At 48.7% G+C, this 15,847-nt stretch carries 13 protein-coding genes and 5 pseudogenes; 14 read left to right on the top strand and 4 right to left on the bottom strand.

The window, feature by feature from the left end:
• The first annotated feature begins 3 nt into the window (after positions 1 to 3).
• Positions 4 to 588, top strand: a complete 585-nt coding sequence (locus tag C0557_RS10795) for a flavodoxin (RefSeq protein WP_208658428.1) — start codon at positions 4 to 6, stop codon at positions 586 to 588.
• Between the two features lie 107 nt (positions 589 to 695).
• Positions 696 to 1,760: an alpha/beta fold hydrolase gene (locus C0557_RS10790; RefSeq protein ID WP_208658427.1), complete on the top strand. Its 1,065-nt coding sequence runs from the start codon at positions 696 to 698 to the stop codon at positions 1,758 to 1,760.
• Positions 1,761 to 2,026: 266 nt separating this feature from the next.
• Here the strand turns inward: C0557_RS10790 and C0557_RS10785 are convergent, their stop codons facing one another.
• Positions 2,027 to 2,305, bottom strand: coding sequence for a hypothetical protein (locus C0557_RS10785; protein ID WP_208658426.1), 279 nt, complete (start codon positions 2,303 to 2,305; stop codon positions 2,027 to 2,029).
• 281 nt (positions 2,306 to 2,586) lie between these two features.
• Between C0557_RS10785 and C0557_RS10780 the strand changes: the two genes are divergently transcribed.
• Positions 2,587 to 3,429, top strand: a complete 843-nt coding sequence (locus C0557_RS10780) for an aldo/keto reductase (protein WP_208658425.1) — start codon at positions 2,587 to 2,589, stop codon at positions 3,427 to 3,429.
• Between the two features lie 26 nt (positions 3,430 to 3,455).
• Positions 3,456 to 4,445 (top strand): aldo/keto reductase, encoded by a 990-nt coding sequence (locus tag C0557_RS10775; protein WP_208658424.1) that lies wholly within the window; start codon positions 3,456 to 3,458, stop codon positions 4,443 to 4,445.
• Positions 4,446 to 4,479: 34 nt separating this feature from the next.
• On the opposite strand, the gene C0557_RS10770 is transcribed toward C0557_RS10775, so the two are convergent.
• Positions 4,480 to 5,373, bottom strand: coding sequence for a LysR family transcriptional regulator (locus C0557_RS10770; RefSeq protein ID WP_208658423.1), 894 nt, complete (start codon positions 5,371 to 5,373; stop codon positions 4,480 to 4,482).
• A 148-nt stretch (positions 5,374 to 5,521) separates the two neighbouring features.
• Between C0557_RS10770 and C0557_RS10765 the strand changes: the two are divergent.
• Positions 5,522 to 5,993, top strand: a pseudogene (locus C0557_RS10765) (NAD(P)H-binding protein).
• Positions 5,994 to 6,027: 34 nt separating this feature from the next.
• On the opposite strand, the pseudogene C0557_RS10760 reads toward C0557_RS10765, so the two are convergent.
• Together C0557_RS10760 and C0557_RS10755 are read right to left on the bottom strand one after the other, a co-directional pair.
• Positions 6,028 to 6,249: pseudogene (locus tag C0557_RS10760) on the bottom strand (helix-turn-helix domain-containing protein); the annotation flags it as partial.
• A 589-nt stretch (positions 6,250 to 6,838) separates the two neighbouring features.
• Positions 6,839 to 7,294 carry a hypothetical protein gene (locus C0557_RS10755; protein ID WP_253073808.1) on the bottom strand — a complete coding sequence of 152 codons (456 nt, stop codon included), beginning with the start codon at positions 7,292 to 7,294 and terminating at the stop codon, positions 6,839 to 6,841.
• Positions 7,295 to 7,568: 274 nt separating this feature from the next.
• On the opposite strand from C0557_RS10755, the gene C0557_RS10750 reads away from it, so the two are divergent.
• From C0557_RS10750 to C0557_RS10710, 9 genes and pseudogenes are all read left to right on the top strand, one after another.
• Positions 7,569 to 8,759 carry a cytochrome P450 gene (locus tag C0557_RS10750; RefSeq protein WP_208658422.1) on the top strand — a complete coding sequence of 397 codons (1,191 nt, stop codon included), beginning with the start codon at positions 7,569 to 7,571 and terminating at the stop codon, positions 8,757 to 8,759.
• 59 nt (positions 8,760 to 8,818) lie between these two features.
• Positions 8,819 to 9,034, top strand: a pseudogene (locus C0557_RS10745) (type II toxin-antitoxin system HigB family toxin); the annotation flags it as partial.
• Positions 9,006 to 9,424, top strand: a pseudogene (locus C0557_RS10740) (type II toxin-antitoxin system HigA family antitoxin). The pseudogenes C0557_RS10745 and C0557_RS10740, both read left to right, overlap by 29 nt.
• 165 nt (positions 9,425 to 9,589) lie before the next feature.
• Positions 9,590 to 10,601 (top strand): annotated as a pseudogene (locus C0557_RS10735) (IS630 family transposase).
• A gap of 13 nt (positions 10,602 to 10,614) precedes the next feature.
• On the top strand, positions 10,615 to 11,400 hold the full coding sequence (locus tag C0557_RS10730) for a MurR/RpiR family transcriptional regulator (protein ID WP_208658421.1): 786 nt from the start codon (positions 10,615 to 10,617) through the stop codon (positions 11,398 to 11,400).
• Between the two features lie 161 nt (positions 11,401 to 11,561).
• Complete coding sequence (locus C0557_RS10725) at positions 11,562 to 12,770, top strand: ABC transporter ATP-binding protein (protein WP_208658420.1); 1,209 nt, start codon at positions 11,562 to 11,564, stop codon at positions 12,768 to 12,770.
• A 2-nt stretch (positions 12,771 to 12,772) separates the two neighbouring features.
• Complete coding sequence (locus tag C0557_RS10720) at positions 12,773 to 13,669, top strand: carbohydrate ABC transporter permease (RefSeq protein ID WP_208662902.1); 897 nt, start codon at positions 12,773 to 12,775, stop codon at positions 13,667 to 13,669.
• Entirely contained in the window at positions 13,669 to 14,511 is an 843-nt protein-coding gene (locus C0557_RS10715; RefSeq protein WP_217273285.1) for a carbohydrate ABC transporter permease, read from the top strand. The genes C0557_RS10720 and C0557_RS10715 overlap by 1 nt, the downstream gene beginning before the upstream one ends.
• A gap of 48 nt (positions 14,512 to 14,559) precedes the next feature.
• Entirely contained in the window at positions 14,560 to 15,840 is a 1,281-nt protein-coding gene (locus C0557_RS10710) for an ABC transporter substrate-binding protein (protein WP_208658419.1), read from the top strand.
• Positions 15,841 to 15,847: the final 7 nt, after the last annotated feature.

The raw sequence follows: 15,847 nt of genomic DNA, 5'->3' as shown, positions 1-15,847 counted from the left end.
GTTATGGAGCATGATCCCACCCGCAGAATGTTGATTACAGCGCTTGCCGGGCTCACGCTGGCGAACGCTTCCCTGGCATCAGCTGCGACTGGAAACGCAAACGTGCAGGGCAAAAGCCGTATTCTGGTGGCGTACTTTTCCCGCAGCGGAAATACACGAGTCATTGCGGGCGTCATTCACCGCAGCCTGAACACCGATCTGTTTGAAATCGAACCGGTCGCACCTTATCCGGAAGACTATTTTCAGACCGTTGAACAGGCAAAAAATGAGCGTGAGCGGGGAGTGAAACCCGCATTAAAAAATAGCGTCACAGATATCTCACGTTATGAGACCGTGTATTTAGGCTTTCCCGTCTGGGGAACCAGCGTGCCGCCCATAGTGCAAACGTTTCTGAGCAGCCATAGCCTTGCGGGCAAATTACTCATCCCCTTCATTACTCACGGCGGCTACGGTAAAGGCGACAGCGACGATATCCTTGCAAGTCTGGCACCAAATGCCCGCCGGGAAAAACCGCTGGTCATTGAATGCGATCAGGAGCGGAGAACCACTGAAACGGTCAACAGTTGGTTAGAAACCATACGCAGCTAATTGTCCGCATTTATGAGTCTGCCAAATAAGGGCAATCAGGGCTGCTAAATAATTAACGCTGGCAACTCAGATATGATTGAACGGCAAACATAACAGAGGATGTCATCTTGAAAACCATCTTAAAAACGCTGGCCATCTGCGTGATGGCGGGTGGCCTGGTGGCTCAGTCGGTATACGCCGGGCCGCTGGTCATTCAGGAACAGGGAAGCTTTTCTGCTGGTGGCACAATCATCACCGCACCAGGAACATTTGACGCGAAAAAGCCGCTGGACTCCGCTGGTCAAACTTACCATGGCGATCATGCGTCGGTGTTCTACCAAATCCCGGAGAATCCGCATAAATATCCTATTGTCATGCTGCACGGCGCAGGTCAGTTTTCCCGTACCTGGGAAACCACCCCGGATGGTCGCGAAGGGTTCCAGAACATATTCCTGCGTCGCGGGTTCTCAACCTGGCTTGTCGATCAGCCGCGTCGGGGCAGCGCCGGGCGCACTACCGTAGAAGGTACTGTTACGCCTAAACCGGATGAACAAATGTGGTTCAACCAGTTCCGCGTTGGCGTGTGGCCAGCGTATTTTAAAGGTGTTCAGTTCTCTCACGACAAAGAAGCGCTGAATCAGTATTTCCGTCAGATGACCCCGAATACCGGGCCGTTTGATATCAATGTTATCTCTGATGCGATGTCCGCCGTCGTGGATAAATCCGGCCCGGCTATCCTCTTCACCCACTCTCAGGGTGGCGGACCAGGCTGGTACACGGCGATGAAAAACGACAAAGTCAAAGCCATTGTCGCCTTCGAGCCTGGCAGCAGCTTTGTCTTCCCGGAGAAAGAACTCCCTGCCCCTATGCCAAGCGCTTTTGACACGCTGAAGGGTGAGCCTGTGCCAATGGAGCAGTTTATGGCACTGACCAAAATCCCGATTCTGATTATTTACGGCGATAACATACCGGAAAAGCCTGTCGCCATGCCCGCACAGGACAGCTGGCGAGTACGTCTGGCGATGGCTCGCGAGTGGCGTGACGTGGTGAACAAGCATGGCGGGGATGTGACGGTAACGCATCTGCCAGAAGTGGGAATCAAAGGGAATACCCACTTCCCGTTCTCTGATTTAAATAATGTGCAGATTGCTGACTTGGTGAGCAAGTTCTTGAAAGAAAAAGATCTGCAATAGGAAGAGCCAGTATTGAGCCTTCATCAATGAAGGCTCAATACAAACATCAATTTTATCAAAAAATAAAATGGCCTAATGTTGACAAAAAACCATTTAACGTGATTTTAGACCTTGAGCGAACACTGATGTACTTGCTCATTGCTCTTCCGGCAGATCAATATGTGGAAGCTTAATTCTCGCCTCGGCGAGTAAACCTGTCAGGGTATTATTTGTATTTCCCAGCATTGTGTTAACGCTAAGTACATGCTTAAACTCTGGGCGTTTATCTATTCCGTCAGTAGTTGAATAAAATCTTTGGCGACGTCTTTTCCACAGAAAAAAGCACCTGAGTGTTCTTTGTATATTCGTCCCTGGAAAGCAAAACAATAGTACTGGTCCGTTAGCGGGTATTTGGAATAACTTGTCTTCACCTGCCCCGGGATTAATTTCAGATGGGCCACTGGTTGAATAATATAATCTCTAACTATGGCTGATTTCACTTCATCGCCGCGATGGCAGTAGCTGTCAGGCAGTCCATTATGTTCTTTTTTAACACCCATCGGCATCACTTCCCTCCGTTAACTTTTTTGGTGACTAACGTTTAACCATATATCATGAGGGGTTATTTTCTGTCCAACACACTCTGGGATGTTCTCGAAAATTAAGTGGTTTACTGAATTTGGGTATCCGAACAGAGGATTACCACGCCCGCTCCTGACACAAAGCCGACCATCAGCACCCTCTAAATTAATGAACACATCTAATAAACCCTAGCTAATTACCCCACTTAATCGAATAGATCAGTTTGCGTTATGCTTTTCCTACACAACAGCTGAAGGATAACGTCATGCAAACTGTAAAACTGAACAACGGTATTGAAATGCCCCTGCTGGGCTTTGGTGTGTTTCAGATGTCTGATGCCGCTGAATGCGAACGAGCCGTTATTGATGCCATCGATACGGGATACCGCCTGATCGAGTCTTACCAGAATGAAACCCAGGTCGGGAACGCACTGAAACAAACAGGTATCGCCCGTAACGAACTCTTTGTAACGACCAAGCTGTGGCTTCAGGATACCAATTACGAAGGCGCTAAAGCACAGTTCGAACGCTCCCTGAATCGGCTACAACTTGATTACGTTGACCTGTACCTGATTCACCAGCCTTACGGTGATGTCCATGGGGCCTGGCGTGCTATGGAAGAACTGCAGCAGGCAGGCAGAATACGCGCTATTGGCGTCAGCAACTTCCATCCTGACCGACTGGCCGATCTTATCGCATTCAACAAAGTAGCCCCTGCGGTGAACCAGATTGAAGTTAACCCCTTCAACCAGCAGCTGCATGCCGTTCCATGGAATCAAAGCCATGGCATTCAGCCGGAAGCCTGGGCACCGTTTGCTGAGGGTAAAAATGGCCTGTTCCAGCATCCCGTGTTAACGGCAATTGGTCAGAAGTACGGCAAAAGCGTGGGTCAGGTTGTGCTGCGTTGGATCTTCCAGCGAGGCATCATTTCACTGGCGAAATCGGTACGCAAAGAACGCATGGAAGAGAACATCAACATTCTCGATTTTGAACTCAGCTCTGAAGATATGCTGCAGATTGCCGCCCTCGACACCGCAACCAGCGCCTTCTTCTCTCACCGCGACCCGGCGATGGTGGAATGGCTGACTGGCCGCAAACTTGATGTTTAAATCGCGATAAAAGAGGTATTCATTCAATGCAAAAACGTTATCTGGGTAAATCCCGACTCGAAGTCTCCGCGCTTGGGCTCGGTTGCATGGGATTAAGCCACGGCTATGGCCCAGCGACCGATACTCGTCAGGCTATCGAGCTCATTCGCGCAGCGGTTGAACGTGGCGTCACCTTCTTCGATACCGCTGAAGTGTATGGACCCTTTCTTAATGAAGAGGTTGTCGGTGAAGCCTTAAAACCATTTCGTGACCGCGTGGTCATCGCCACTAAGTTTGGTTTTACTTTTGGCAACGACAACAAGCAGCAGATTTTAAACAGCCGTCCGGAGCATATCCGTGAAGCTGTGGAAGGATCATTACGCCGTCTTAAGACTGATGTCATTGACCTGCTATATCAACACCGTGTCGATCCGGATGTCCCGATTGAAGATGTTGCGGGTACTGTAAAAGACCTGATAGCTGAAGGCAAAGTTAAACATTTCGGTCTGTCCGAAGCGGGTGCGCAAACCATTCGTCGTGCGCATGCCGTACAACCTGTTACTGCCCTGCAAAGCGAATACTCAATGTGGTGGCGCGAACCTGAGCAGGAGATCCTGCCGTTACTGGAGGAACTGGGCATTGGTTTCGTTCCCTTCAGCCCATTAGGCAAAGGCTTCCTGACGGGATCGATTAAGCCAGGAACCACTTTTGGGAAGGATGATTACCGCAGCACAGTGCCTCGTTTCGCCGAGCAGGCGATTGAAGCCAATGAAAAGCTGGTCTCATTGCTGGGTGAACTGGCGGCAGAGAAAGGTGTGACGTCTGCACAAATCGCGCTGGCATGGCTGCTGGCACAAAAGCCGTGGATTGCTCCTATCCCTGGTACCACCAAACTGCATCGGCTGGAAGAAAACCTGGGGGCTGCCGACATTATCCTTTCGCAGGATGACTCACGTCAGATAACCCAGGCACTTGAAACGATTAAAATCGTCGGCGAACGTTACTCTCCTGAGCATCAGGCCCGCGTAGGCCGTTAATACCCGGACGGGTCCGCAGCGAATGGAGGACCCGTTATTCCACATAGCGAAGTGCATCGATCATCAGCGCAAAAGCGGGCGGATGCTGCTTACGGCTCGGGTAGTAAAGATAATATCCGGGAAAAGACGGACACCAGTCCTGCAGAACCTGAATAAGCTCTCCTGACTTTATATAATCCTGCACCCTGTCTTCAGGTATACAGGCGATGCCAAAACCGGATAACGCCGCATCAATCCTTTCCGCCTGCAGATTAAACGTTACCTGCCCTTCCACTCTGACCCGCAACGGTTTCCCTTCCTTCTCAAACTCCCAGTGGTAAAGACCACCGGCAGTCGGCAGGCGCATATTGATACACCGATGATTTTGTAGCTCGTGTGGGGTTTCAGGCACAGATTTAGCGGCAAAATATGATGGTGCACCGACCACAGCCATCCGCATGTCCGGTCCAATCCTCACGGCGATCATATCCTTATCCACACTTTCGCCCAGGCGGATCCCGGCGTCAAAACGCCCCTTAACAATATCGACAAAGCCGTTATCAACTACCAATTCAACATTAATTTCCGGATATTCCCTGAGGAAGGGTTTTAGCTTCGGCCATACAAGACTTCGCGCGGCATGCTCCCCGGCAGATAAACGGATATTACCTGAGGCTGTGCCGTTGAGTTGAACAAGCGATTCCAGTTCCTGTTCAAGATCGGCGATACGGGGTTCAAGGCAGGCAATAATTCTCTCGCCTGCTTCCGTAGGGGCAACGCTTCGGGTAGTGCGGGTAAGAAGGCGGATATTTAGCCTTTCCTCCAGTGCCTTCATCGCATGGCTGAGTGCAGACTGAGAAACACCCAGTTTGCCCGCTGCTTTGGTAAAACTTCGCTCCCTTGCCACCACAAGAAAGATTTGCAGTTCGTTGAAGTTTTCTTTGAGCATTGGCGATTTCCTTATGGAAGCATTCCCTTCAACGCGCACTCATGAAGGCTGTTCATAGACGCAATCATTTTAGTCCCATTACTGACAATAATTATAATTGATATTCTGACAGTATCGAAAATAAGTCTGAATTATCATAAAGTTTATCATGAAAATACTCGTTGCAGGGGCGACAGAAAGTATTGGTCTTCATGTCGTGAATACCGCTATTGAAATGGGCCATCGCCCCGTGGTTCTGGTCAGGGCGAGTGGTCATCCCTATACCATCGTCAGGCCCGACTGGTTTGATTACAACAATGATGATGAGCACAGAATCGTTATGCTCCAGGGCGATCGACGCCATGCGGGAACACCGGAGGATGGAGTGATATCCAGAAAACAAATCGCCCAAGTGCTGGTCAGTGCGTTGAGTAACGGCAGCAACAAATAAAACGGTTGAGCTGGTCGTTGAGCAAGGGGAAGCACAATTGGATTTAACATCTCTCTTTGCGAACTTGCAGGCAGATAACCCCAAAAAAAATGACGGGATTTTAGATTTGAACAACATGCCTTTCAGTGAAGAACCTGAGTGCATTATTAACGAGCTAAATCTGTTTTCAAAATACGTAAAATCAATCTAACGCCTTTGACAATTTGGTCAAATAGAGGTCAGTCTTATGAGAGTTTGGATCCTGCCTTTACTCGAAGTATGGTTTGCCGGGAAGTACTAAATTTTCGGGCAACGGCGCTGATGCTTAAGCTTAATTTAATACGCTCAATAACGACCTGTTTTTGTTCTTCGCTCAGGGCAGAAGGACGGCCAAAACGTTTTCCTGCCGCTTTTGCCCGCGCAATACCTGAATGTGTGCGTTCAAGCAGCAGGTCCCGTTCAAACTGCGGGAGCCAGGGTTTCCTCCTGACAAAAGTATTTCACCTCACGATGGTGTTGGAGCGGGGATTACAACTGGCGAACAAGCCTCAAGCTGGAACAGGACAAATACCGCACATTACGCTCAGTGAATAGCAGGCTGTACAAAAAAGCTTTAGCGCAGGATATTTTCCGTTTTCCAGGCGGCCCCATATTGGCGGGTATTTTTATTTTTTTCGTGCTATTTATCTCAGTATACTCTTAAGATAATAATGAGGTCCTGATTGGTATTCGTGATATTTCACTTTTCCAATAACAAGTACGAACGGAGGTGCTATCAACCACTTATTTATCAAAGCTGTGTTGTCAGTCCAGAACTCCAGTGCCAGTGTTTAAAATGGTTAATTTTTTCTCAGGCATTTATTGCAGAGTTTAACGGTAACAACGTCTGTCACCAAAATCAGGAAAGTGGTTAAAACTGCCTGGGCAATGTAAATACACGAAGCGGATATGACAGATGTGACAAATATTATTAAAAGTAAAAAAAAACCACTAAAGCATTATTTATGTTCCTATCCTATAGATGTGAATAACTGCAAAACTTTAAAATCATGGTTATTATTTTCCCCGTTTGCCAGGTGTTTCAACATTTTTCAATTTCTTTAACAGTTTATCCATAGCATCAATGCCATTTTCCACTGCAGACTGCTCATCCTCCGTTAAAGGAATCTCCTGCATCATTCTGAGTAAGTTCTGACGACTTTCAAGATACTGTACTTCGGATGAAGATTTTGGCAGGTAAAACGAGCACTTTGCACAGGCCATACGATGCGGACACTGCTCAAAAAAATCATAGCTGCAAAGACCATGCCCTAGATCATAATAGCGCCAAGGCTTTCCTTCCTGCACCAGCCCAGCAGCAATTGTATCCTGGTCGATCAGAACTGAAACCATACGTCGATTTCTTTCAAAATATCCAGCTTTAGATAACGCCCCGGCAAGCTTTGTCGGTGTGATATCGACATAACGTCGGAGTAATAGATTTTCTGACGAGATATAGCCATCAAGATCCATGTGATAACACATGCTGCTGCGTTGTCCTCCCGATATATCTTTCTTTCCATAAAAAAAGAACGCCCACCCGCTGGCTCCACTTCAGATAGTGAATGACCAGCAAATTCTTCATTTTAGGAATTCAGGAAGTCAATTTGTAACATTGCGGTATTATTTTGAATGAAAAGTATCTGAACCACTTTGATTGGCCCTCAGGAAGCAACAAAAAGCAATATGCCTGGCTCGTTATTACTTGTACGCACACTTTTAATCATGAATTTCAGAAGGATAATGTATGCAGCTTCATGAACTGATGGATCCGCAGTATTCTGAAAATCCCTTTCTTCTCTACCGGAAGCTCCATGAACAGGGGCCACTTATCCGGGCCAGTGAGAATGTCATGATTAGTGGCAGCCACGCCATTGTGGAAGCTCTGCTGAATGACCGCCGTGCTGGTAAAAACTACATTGAGAGCGTCCGGTTGCGTTTTGGCGATGAGCTTGCAGAACTGCCGGTATTCCAGGGGATCAACAAAATGTTTCTCGTCATGAATCCTCCTGAACATGGCCGGTTGAGGGGGCTGATCATGAAGTCCTTCAGCACAAAAGAAATTCAGCCGCTCAGAGAGATGACTCTTACTCTGGGTAATGCTCTGGTTGACGCCTTTATTGACCGTGGCTCATGCGATCTGGCAAAGGAGTTTGCGTTCCCTTTACCGGTCCGGATCATCTGTCGAATGTTAGATTTACCCGAGTCCGATGCCCCGGTACTTGGCGATGCCGCATCGGCACTGGTGAAAATTTTCGACCCACAGATCACAGAACCTGACCTTCTGAAGGCCGGGGAAGCTTTCTCCACGCTCCACGACTATTTCAGCGCCTTAATCATTTCCCGTCAGGAAAATACAGGCCTTGATCTGGTGTCACTTTTCCTCGGAAGTGAGAACGATAGTGACAGGTTGCAGCACGATGAAATTATCGCCAACGTCGTACTGCTGTTTATCGCCGGGCACGAAACCACATCAAACATGATATGCAATGCCGTGTTGGCTCTGTACAACAATCCTGTAGAGCTGGAGCTGCTGAGGCAGGATGACACGCTGATCCCCGGAGCCATTTCAGAGTGTCTCAGGTATGACAGCTCCGTTCAGATGTTATATCGCACGGCGCTGGAGGACATTGACGTGCAGGGGCATCACATCAAGCATGGAACCAACCTTTTTCTTATTCTGGGTGCGGCCAACCACGATCCAGCTGTGTTTTCCTCACCGGAGAATCTTGATATCCGGCGCAAGGAAGGACGCTGTCTGTCTTTCGGGGGCGGCATACATCACTGCCTGGGATATCGACTTGCACTTGCGGAAATGGAGGTTGCACTGCATATCCTTCTGACCCGCCTGCCGACAATGAAGCCGCTGATATCCGGCGTCAAGCGTAACCATAGGGCAAACCTGCGTGGCGTTAGCGAGCTGCCTGTCACCTGGTAGACTAGTGATGCCTGAACATTATGGCGAAGAGCATTCTGTATACGTTGTGACTGGCTATGATGCGAACTCTGATACCGAGCCTGGATAATTTTAAGTACCGGAATAAGTGGTGGGTTTTGGATGTAGGAGGCAACAACTTGATGGTTATCGCCTATATCAATTTCGTGAATAAGCGCTTCTATGTGAAGCACATCGCAACCCACGCTGATTACGACAAGTTGACCCGCTATTACGGGAGAACAAAGAATGATTACCGACACTGCAAAAGCCATTGAAGCAACCAAACAACTCGTAGCTGCTGTCCCCTTCCTGGGGGCAGTTCGTCCGAGAGCGATTACCGCGAAGCGATGGAGCTGGTGGACTACCTGATCGAGAACGACGACGAGAACCCACTTATTGACTTCCTGGCGAGTAAGATTGCCGACTATGAAGATAACAGCCCTCGTTTCGCTGAATTCAACAAAGCTATCGCTGAAATGCCGGTCGGCGTTGCACTGCTGCGTACCCTGATTGACCAGCACAAGTTGTCTTACTCTGATCTCAAAGAGGAGATCGGCTCTAAATCACTGGTTAGCCAGATTCTGTCTGGCCAGCGCTCTTTGACCATCACTCACATTAAGGCACTGTCGGCTCGTTTTGGTGTGAAACCAGAATGGTTTTTATAACAAATTAAATTATGTTGAATAGCACCGGTTGTTTGCAGCGGCGCTATTCGTTAATGGATTAATATAAACTGAGTATATACAGGGCCATGAGTGTGGAAAGTGCAAATATACCCGTGATCATTGAAACTGCTTGATTTCGAGCAGTTTGGGGATCATGCTCAGGCCATGAATGTTGAACTCTCACAGATAAAGGCTCTTAAAGCTCTGCACCGACAGAGTCGTGACCGTCGTGTCTGCGACAGAATTCGCTGCGTGCTGTTGTCTGCTCAGGGCTGGACAACAACAATGATTGCGCAGTCCCAGCTCATTCATGAAACTATCGTCCTCTGCCACATCGCCGATTACCTTGATGACGGTAAGCTGGCTTCTGAAAATGGTGGCTCACAGGAGCATCTCAGTTCCGTGCAGTCCGCTGCACTCACCCGTCTTCTGACCGATAACGTCCATGTCACTACCGCAAGTATCGTTGCGCTTGTCAGGGAACTATTCGGGGTGTTTTACAGTGTTCCGGGGATGAACAGGTGGCTTCACCGCAATGGTTTTACTTATAAGTGTCCCGCATAAGTTCAGTGCGGAAAAACAACAGCAGTTCATTGATAAATATGAAGCGCTGAAGCTCACCGCCAGTGACAAAGAACCCATCCTGTTTATGGATGTGGTGCATCCCACGCAGTCAGCAAAACTGAGTTGTGGCTGGATACGCAAAGGCGGGAGAAAAACAATTGAAACCACCGGGAGCCGTGCCCGCATGAATATTATCGGGGCGCTCAGCCTCAGTGATATCGCGCGTACAGTGGCCCGTGACTATGCCAGTATTAATGCCAGAACGATTTGTGAATTTTTCATCGCAGTACGGCAGACATACCCGGTAAGACAAAAACTTCATCTCATACTGGACGGAGCGTCATATCACCGCGCGTCACTGGTTCAGGACTGGGCAGTGGTGATGAATATTGAACTCCACTATCTGCCGCCCTACAGCCCGAATCTCAACCCAATTGAGCGGTTGTGGAAGGTAATGAATGAACATGTGCGGAATAACCGGTATTTTGCTACAGCGAAAGCCTTCCGGGAGGCAATAAACGGATTTTTCAGGGATACAATGCCAGTAATAGCGGGTCAGTTAGGCTGTTGCATTAACGATAATTTTCAGAAAATCAAACCTGCATCTTCGTAATTAAGGGGAAGAAATGCATTTCAGAAGCAATTTACACACTGTTAAGCCGCTGCTCAGTCTGGAAAAGCAGCTTGCCACAATGCCCGATGCCCTGGCGCGAGCCGCTGTCTATATACTTGAAAATCCTGAGAAGGTAGTTGCGTTTTCTCTAAAGGAGTTGAGCCTTCAGTGTAGCGTGGGTGAGGCCAGTATTATGAGGCTTTGCAAAATCGCTGGCAGCAATGGTTTTGCGGCTTTTAAGCTGGCACTTGCTTCTGAACTGGCTGTAAGGCGAAATGTCGGTTCAGCAGCTTATCCTAAAAATGAAGAGCAGTATCAGGCGCTTGCCCGGGAGCTTTCATCTTCTGTCCTTGAGACCATGGAGCAACTATCAATGACTCAACTCTGTCAGATTGCTTCAAAATTAAGCAATGCCAGGCGCATCAATCTGTTTGGGTCCGGCGTTTCCGGTATCACAGCCGACCTTTTTGCTTATCGTTTCCTGAGATCCGGTCTTAATGCCACGGCAGTCAGAGACATCACACTTGCCAAGGAAGTTTCAAACATCCTGGGACCAGACTGCGTCGCCATCGCAATTTCTGAATCGGGTACCAGTCTGAATACCGTAGACTTCCTGCGGATGGCCAGACTGACAGGATGCTATTGCCTGGCCGTAACCTGTAATGAGCGCAGCCCCCTGGCACGCGAAGCCGAAGATGTAATTCTGATGGCCAGACTGAACATTTCATCCTACGGCGGATACATTAACGGCGTGCCGCGCGCTGTACTGGTTGCAGAAACACTGGCATCGCTTGTCTAGCCAGAATGTGATCAGTCCCCTGAATGCTGTCATTTAGATGTAATCTTTCTTCCTTACTCTCACCTCACTGACGCAACTCTATGGATTTTTCTCGCTTCAATGTGGAGTAAAAATCCATAACAATGATTATTGTGTGGAGTTTATTTCCAATGATTTCTTACATGTCTGCCTCCTCTGCCAGAGGATTAATCATTAAAGATGTGAGAAAAAACTTCGGTGCCGGTGACGTACTGGAAAAAATGAGTCTGGAGGTGCAGGCCGGTGAATTTCTGTGCCTGCTAGGCCCGTCAGGATGCGGGAAATCAACATTACTGAAGATTATTGCTGGTTTTGACAATCCGACGACGGGTGAAATCAGCACCGACTCGGGAGAGGATTTACTCAGCTTATCGTCCGCAAAACGTGATATTGCGATGGTGTTCCAGAATTTCGCGCTCTATCCGCATATGTCGGTGCGTGACAACATCGCCATGCCGTTGATTATGCGCAGGCTGACCTGGCAACAACGCCTGCCCTTTATTGGCAAGTTATTACCCGGAACCCGCCTGTGCTATGCCGGCATTATGCAGGAAGTGAACGACATTGCCGGGATGCTTAAAATTGCTCATCTGCTGGATCGTAAACCATCACAGTTGTCTGGTGGTCAGAAGCAGCGTGTGGCAATTGGTCGCGCCCTGATTCGAAAACCCAGCCTGTTTTTAATGGACGAACCTCTCTCGAGCCTCGACGCGGCATTACGTAATGAGATGCGGACTGAGATAGCCGAACTGCAGCGCTCCCTTGGGATCACAACCCTCTATGTCACGCATGACCAGACGGAAGCAATGACCATGGCTGACCGGATCGTGATTCTGATGAACGGTAAGGTGCTTCAGGCCGGAACGCCAGAGGAGATATTTAACTCCCCTTCACACCTGGACGTAGCAAAATTTATTAGCTCCCCGCCCGTGAATGTCTTACCGGCTGAGGCTGGCAGGCACGGTATATATGTTATGGAGCAACATATTCCTCTTTCTCTCTCAGGGAATATAACGGAGAAAATACAGCTGGCTATCAGGCCGGAGGACATTCGCCTTACGCTCAGTGAGCCAATAACATCGACGAGACTCACCTGGTCGGTCAGAATTTTGCGCATTGAACGGACAGGGCATGAAGCGCTGGTGCATGTCGCCACGATGCAGGGTTCTCGCCTGACAGGTCGTCTGAACAGCGATGCTCTTAAAAACTTCATCGCCCCGAAATCTGGGTTAATAAGCATGAGCTTTGACGTGAGCAGCATCTGGCTATTTACGGAGTCCGGCGAGCGTATTTACCACAATTGTCTGTTGCATGAAGTAGCTATTCCAGAACCGAGGAGTGCGCTTCCGTGAGTATGATTAACAACAGACGCCTCAGCGTTCGTCCACAACCGGATCTTCGTGGCTTAATGCTGGCGGGACCGGCGATTTTTCTGCTTGGCTGCCTTTTGATAGCGCCAGTTATTATCGTGCTGGCCATGAGTCTGACGGATTATAACCTCGGCTCGGTAAACTTTGGTTTTATTGGCCTTAACAACTATCAGCAGTTGCTGGACGATTCTCATGCCACTCATGCGCTGCTGAACACGTTTATTTATGTTCTGATCGTCGTGCCTGCTGCGTTTATTACTGGACTATTTTTGGCCATCAGAATTCAAGCCGTATGCCACCTGCGACGGTTTTATGAAATTATCTTCTTTTTACCCACAACCAGTACTTTTGTTTCCATGGCACTGGTCTGGCAGTACCTGCTCCACGGCAGAATTGGTCCGGTGAACGAACTTCTTGTGCAGCTGGGCTTTCAGCGCATCGACTTCTTAACTGATCCGGCTTATGCACTCCCGACGCTGGCTGTTATCGGTACATGGCAACTGACAGGACAAACCACAGTGCTGTTTCTTGCTGGTCTTGCTTCTTTACCTGACGAAATTTATCAGGCGGCATCGCTTGATGGCGCTGAATCGGGAATAGATCGGTTTTGCAAAATAACCTTCCCGATGCTGGGGCCTACCAGCCTGTTTGTGCTGGTTACCACCACAGTCACTGCTTTTCAGGTGTTTGACTCTGTGGCTGCACTGACAAAGGGCGGCCCCGGTGGTGCCACTGAAACCTTGCTGTACCGTATTTATCTGGAAGCTTATCAGTTTACAAATATGGGTTATGCCTGTGCACTCTCTGTTGTTTTTTTGTGTCTGATAGCTGCGTTGTCCGTTCTGCAGATTGTCACTGCTGAAAAGAAGGTGCATTACTGATGAAATCGACATTTGCCCTGTCAAAAGTAGTGAGCCGTTCAGTTTCCCATTTAACGTTACTTTTTATGGGACTGATTTTCCTGACACCTTTTATCTGGATGGTCCTGGTTGTCCTGAAGTCACCGGACCAAATCTTCAGTAACCCTTTTGGGTTACCGACCAGTCTGGGCTCTATAAAGGATAATATCCACACTGCTTTCACCGCTGTTCCCATGACCCGGTTCCTGATGAACGGAGCCCTGGTAGTAAGCATACTGCTGATATTACAGCTGACTGTAGCGATTCCTGCAGCCTATGCGCTTGCAAAATTTGAGTTCATCGGGCGACGGATGTTCATGATGGTCGTTGTCGCCAGTCTGTGTATACCGATTCAAATTCCTATGCTTCCTGTCTATATTGGTCTGGCATACAGCGGAATGCTTGATTCCTATTTCTCACTGATATTTCCATTTATTATTTCACCGTTCGCCATATTTATGTTGCGCCAGCAAATCAAATCATTTCCCGACGAGATTATCCAGGCTGCGCGACTTGATGGATTCAGTGAGTCAGCCATCATCCTCCGGCTCATCCTGCCTGAAGTGCGACCGATCATTGCGGCATTCTCGGTATTTTCAGTGACAGCACACTGGAATGATTTGTACTGGCCGTTAATTACCGTTTCTTCACAGACCATGGCGACTCCTCCACTGGGTATGCTCTATTTCAGAGATGGCGATATGGGAACCAATTATGGCGCGCTAATGGCTGGAGCAATCATCACCGTTCTGCCCGTGATGATTCTTTTTCTTTTTGCACAGCGAAATTTTATTAAAGGACTTTCTGTATCCGGACATAAATAAAAACACCCGAATCTCATTAACTGATTTAAATAAAACCAGGAAAGAAACATGCGTAAATTAGCTCATTCAGTTGCGGCAGCTTCCCTGTTTTTGTCAGGAGCCGTACCCGCGATTTCAGCTGTCACCACATTAAATATTCAGTATGCGTGGCCTTCTCAAAAAAGCTTTCATGAGCCGCTGGCAGAAGCCTTCATGAAAGAACACCCAGACATTAAGATCAATTACCTGTCCCCCGCGGCAAGTTATACCGATGGCCAGCAACGTATTTTGCGCGGTGCAGTGACAGGTAACCTGCCCGATATCTGGTACTCCGGCTACAACTATCTTCCGGAACTGGTTCAGACGTTAAAAGCGCGTCATGCCATCATGCCATTAACCGATCTCATTGAAAAAGAAGGCCCATCCTGGAGTTCAGATAACTATTCAGCAGCCATGATTGCTCTTGGTCAAATCGATGGGGCTCAGTGGGCCATGCCGTTTACCGCCTCAACCGCGATTGTGTATTACAACAAAGAAATGCTGGCATCAGTTGGTGCAGACGGAAGCGCATTGAAGACCTGGGACGGTGTAATTCAGGTTGCCGCCAAAATATACAAGGAAGGAAAAGCCGACGGGCTGGGCTATCCCGTCAGTGAAGCGGAAGACGACTGGCTGTGGCAGGCTCTGGTCATGAGTTACGGTGGCCATATTATGAATCCTGCAAGGATGCAGGTAGCCTTCGGCGATCAGAAGGGAGCAGAAGCTGTGGCAATCCTGCCGCGACTGGTTGAAGAAGCCCATATGCCGGCACTTAATGAAGACCAGGTTGTGCAGCAATTTGTTGCCGGCAAACTCGGTATTTATATTGGCTCATCTTCAGAGGTCCGGTCGATGGATCAAAACATTGGCGGTAAATTCCATTTTGCCACGGCACCCTATCCGCAGGTGGCCGAAAATCATGGCGGGCTTCCAGTAGGCGGCAGCGCTGCGGTTATTCTGGCCAGCGATTCAGCGAAACGAAAAGCCGCCTGGGAATTTATTAAATTCGTGACCGGCCCGGAAGGCCAGAAGATCATCGCCCTCAAATCGGGTTATATGCCGACCAACATTAAAACTACGGGTCCACAATACCTCGCCGATTTTTATAATAAAAACCCGAACTGGATGACCAGTATTAGTCAGTGGCCGTTAGCACAAGCCTGGGTAGGCTACCCGGCAGGTTCAGGGCCACGCATCTGGGCCGAACAAAAAAATATTCTCTCCGGAATCATACGGGGTGAAATCGCACCCGACAGTGGCCTGAAGCAGCTGGTGAACATCACGCAGAAGCTTGCCCTGCCGGCAAAGTAAGGTGCTC

The organism is Kosakonia sp. MUSA4 (assembly GCF_013085925.1).
GTDB classification, from domain to species: Bacteria; Pseudomonadota; Gammaproteobacteria; order Enterobacterales; family Enterobacteriaceae; genus Kosakonia; species Kosakonia sacchari_B.
This window is presented reverse-complemented; position numbering and strand designations above follow the sequence as displayed.

Excerpts from the sequence above, each read along its gene's own strand:
- C0557_RS10755 (WP_253073808.1), bottom strand. The coding sequence starts at position 7,294 with ATGGATCTTGATGGCTATATCTCGTCAGAAAATCTATTACTCCGACGT.
- C0557_RS10780 (WP_208658425.1), top strand. The coding sequence starts at position 2,587 with ATGCAAACTGTAAAACTGAACAACGGTATTGAAATGCCCCTGCTGGGC.
- C0557_RS10795 (WP_208658428.1), top strand. The coding sequence starts at position 4 with ATGGAGCATGATCCCACCCGCAGAATGTTGATTACAGCGCTTGCCGGG.
- C0557_RS10725 (WP_208658420.1), top strand. The coding sequence starts at position 11,562 with ATGTCTGCCTCCTCTGCCAGAGGATTAATCATTAAAGATGTGAGAAAA.
- C0557_RS10785 (WP_208658426.1), bottom strand. The coding sequence starts at position 2,305 with ATGCCGATGGGTGTTAAAAAAGAACATAATGGACTGCCTGACAGCTAC.
- C0557_RS10770 (WP_208658423.1), bottom strand. The coding sequence starts at position 5,373 with ATGCTCAAAGAAAACTTCAACGAACTGCAAATCTTTCTTGTGGTGGCA.
- C0557_RS10710 (WP_208658419.1), top strand. The coding sequence starts at position 14,560 with ATGCGTAAATTAGCTCATTCAGTTGCGGCAGCTTCCCTGTTTTTGTCA.
- C0557_RS10720 (WP_208662902.1), top strand. The coding sequence starts at position 12,773 with ATGATTAACAACAGACGCCTCAGCGTTCGTCCACAACCGGATCTTCGT.
- C0557_RS10750 (WP_208658422.1), top strand. The coding sequence starts at position 7,569 with ATGCAGCTTCATGAACTGATGGATCCGCAGTATTCTGAAAATCCCTTT.
- C0557_RS10715 (WP_217273285.1), top strand. The coding sequence starts at position 13,669 with ATGAAATCGACATTTGCCCTGTCAAAAGTAGTGAGCCGTTCAGTTTCC.
- C0557_RS10730 (WP_208658421.1), top strand. The coding sequence starts at position 10,615 with ATGCATTTCAGAAGCAATTTACACACTGTTAAGCCGCTGCTCAGTCTG.
- C0557_RS10775 (WP_208658424.1), top strand. The coding sequence starts at position 3,456 with ATGCAAAAACGTTATCTGGGTAAATCCCGACTCGAAGTCTCCGCGCTT.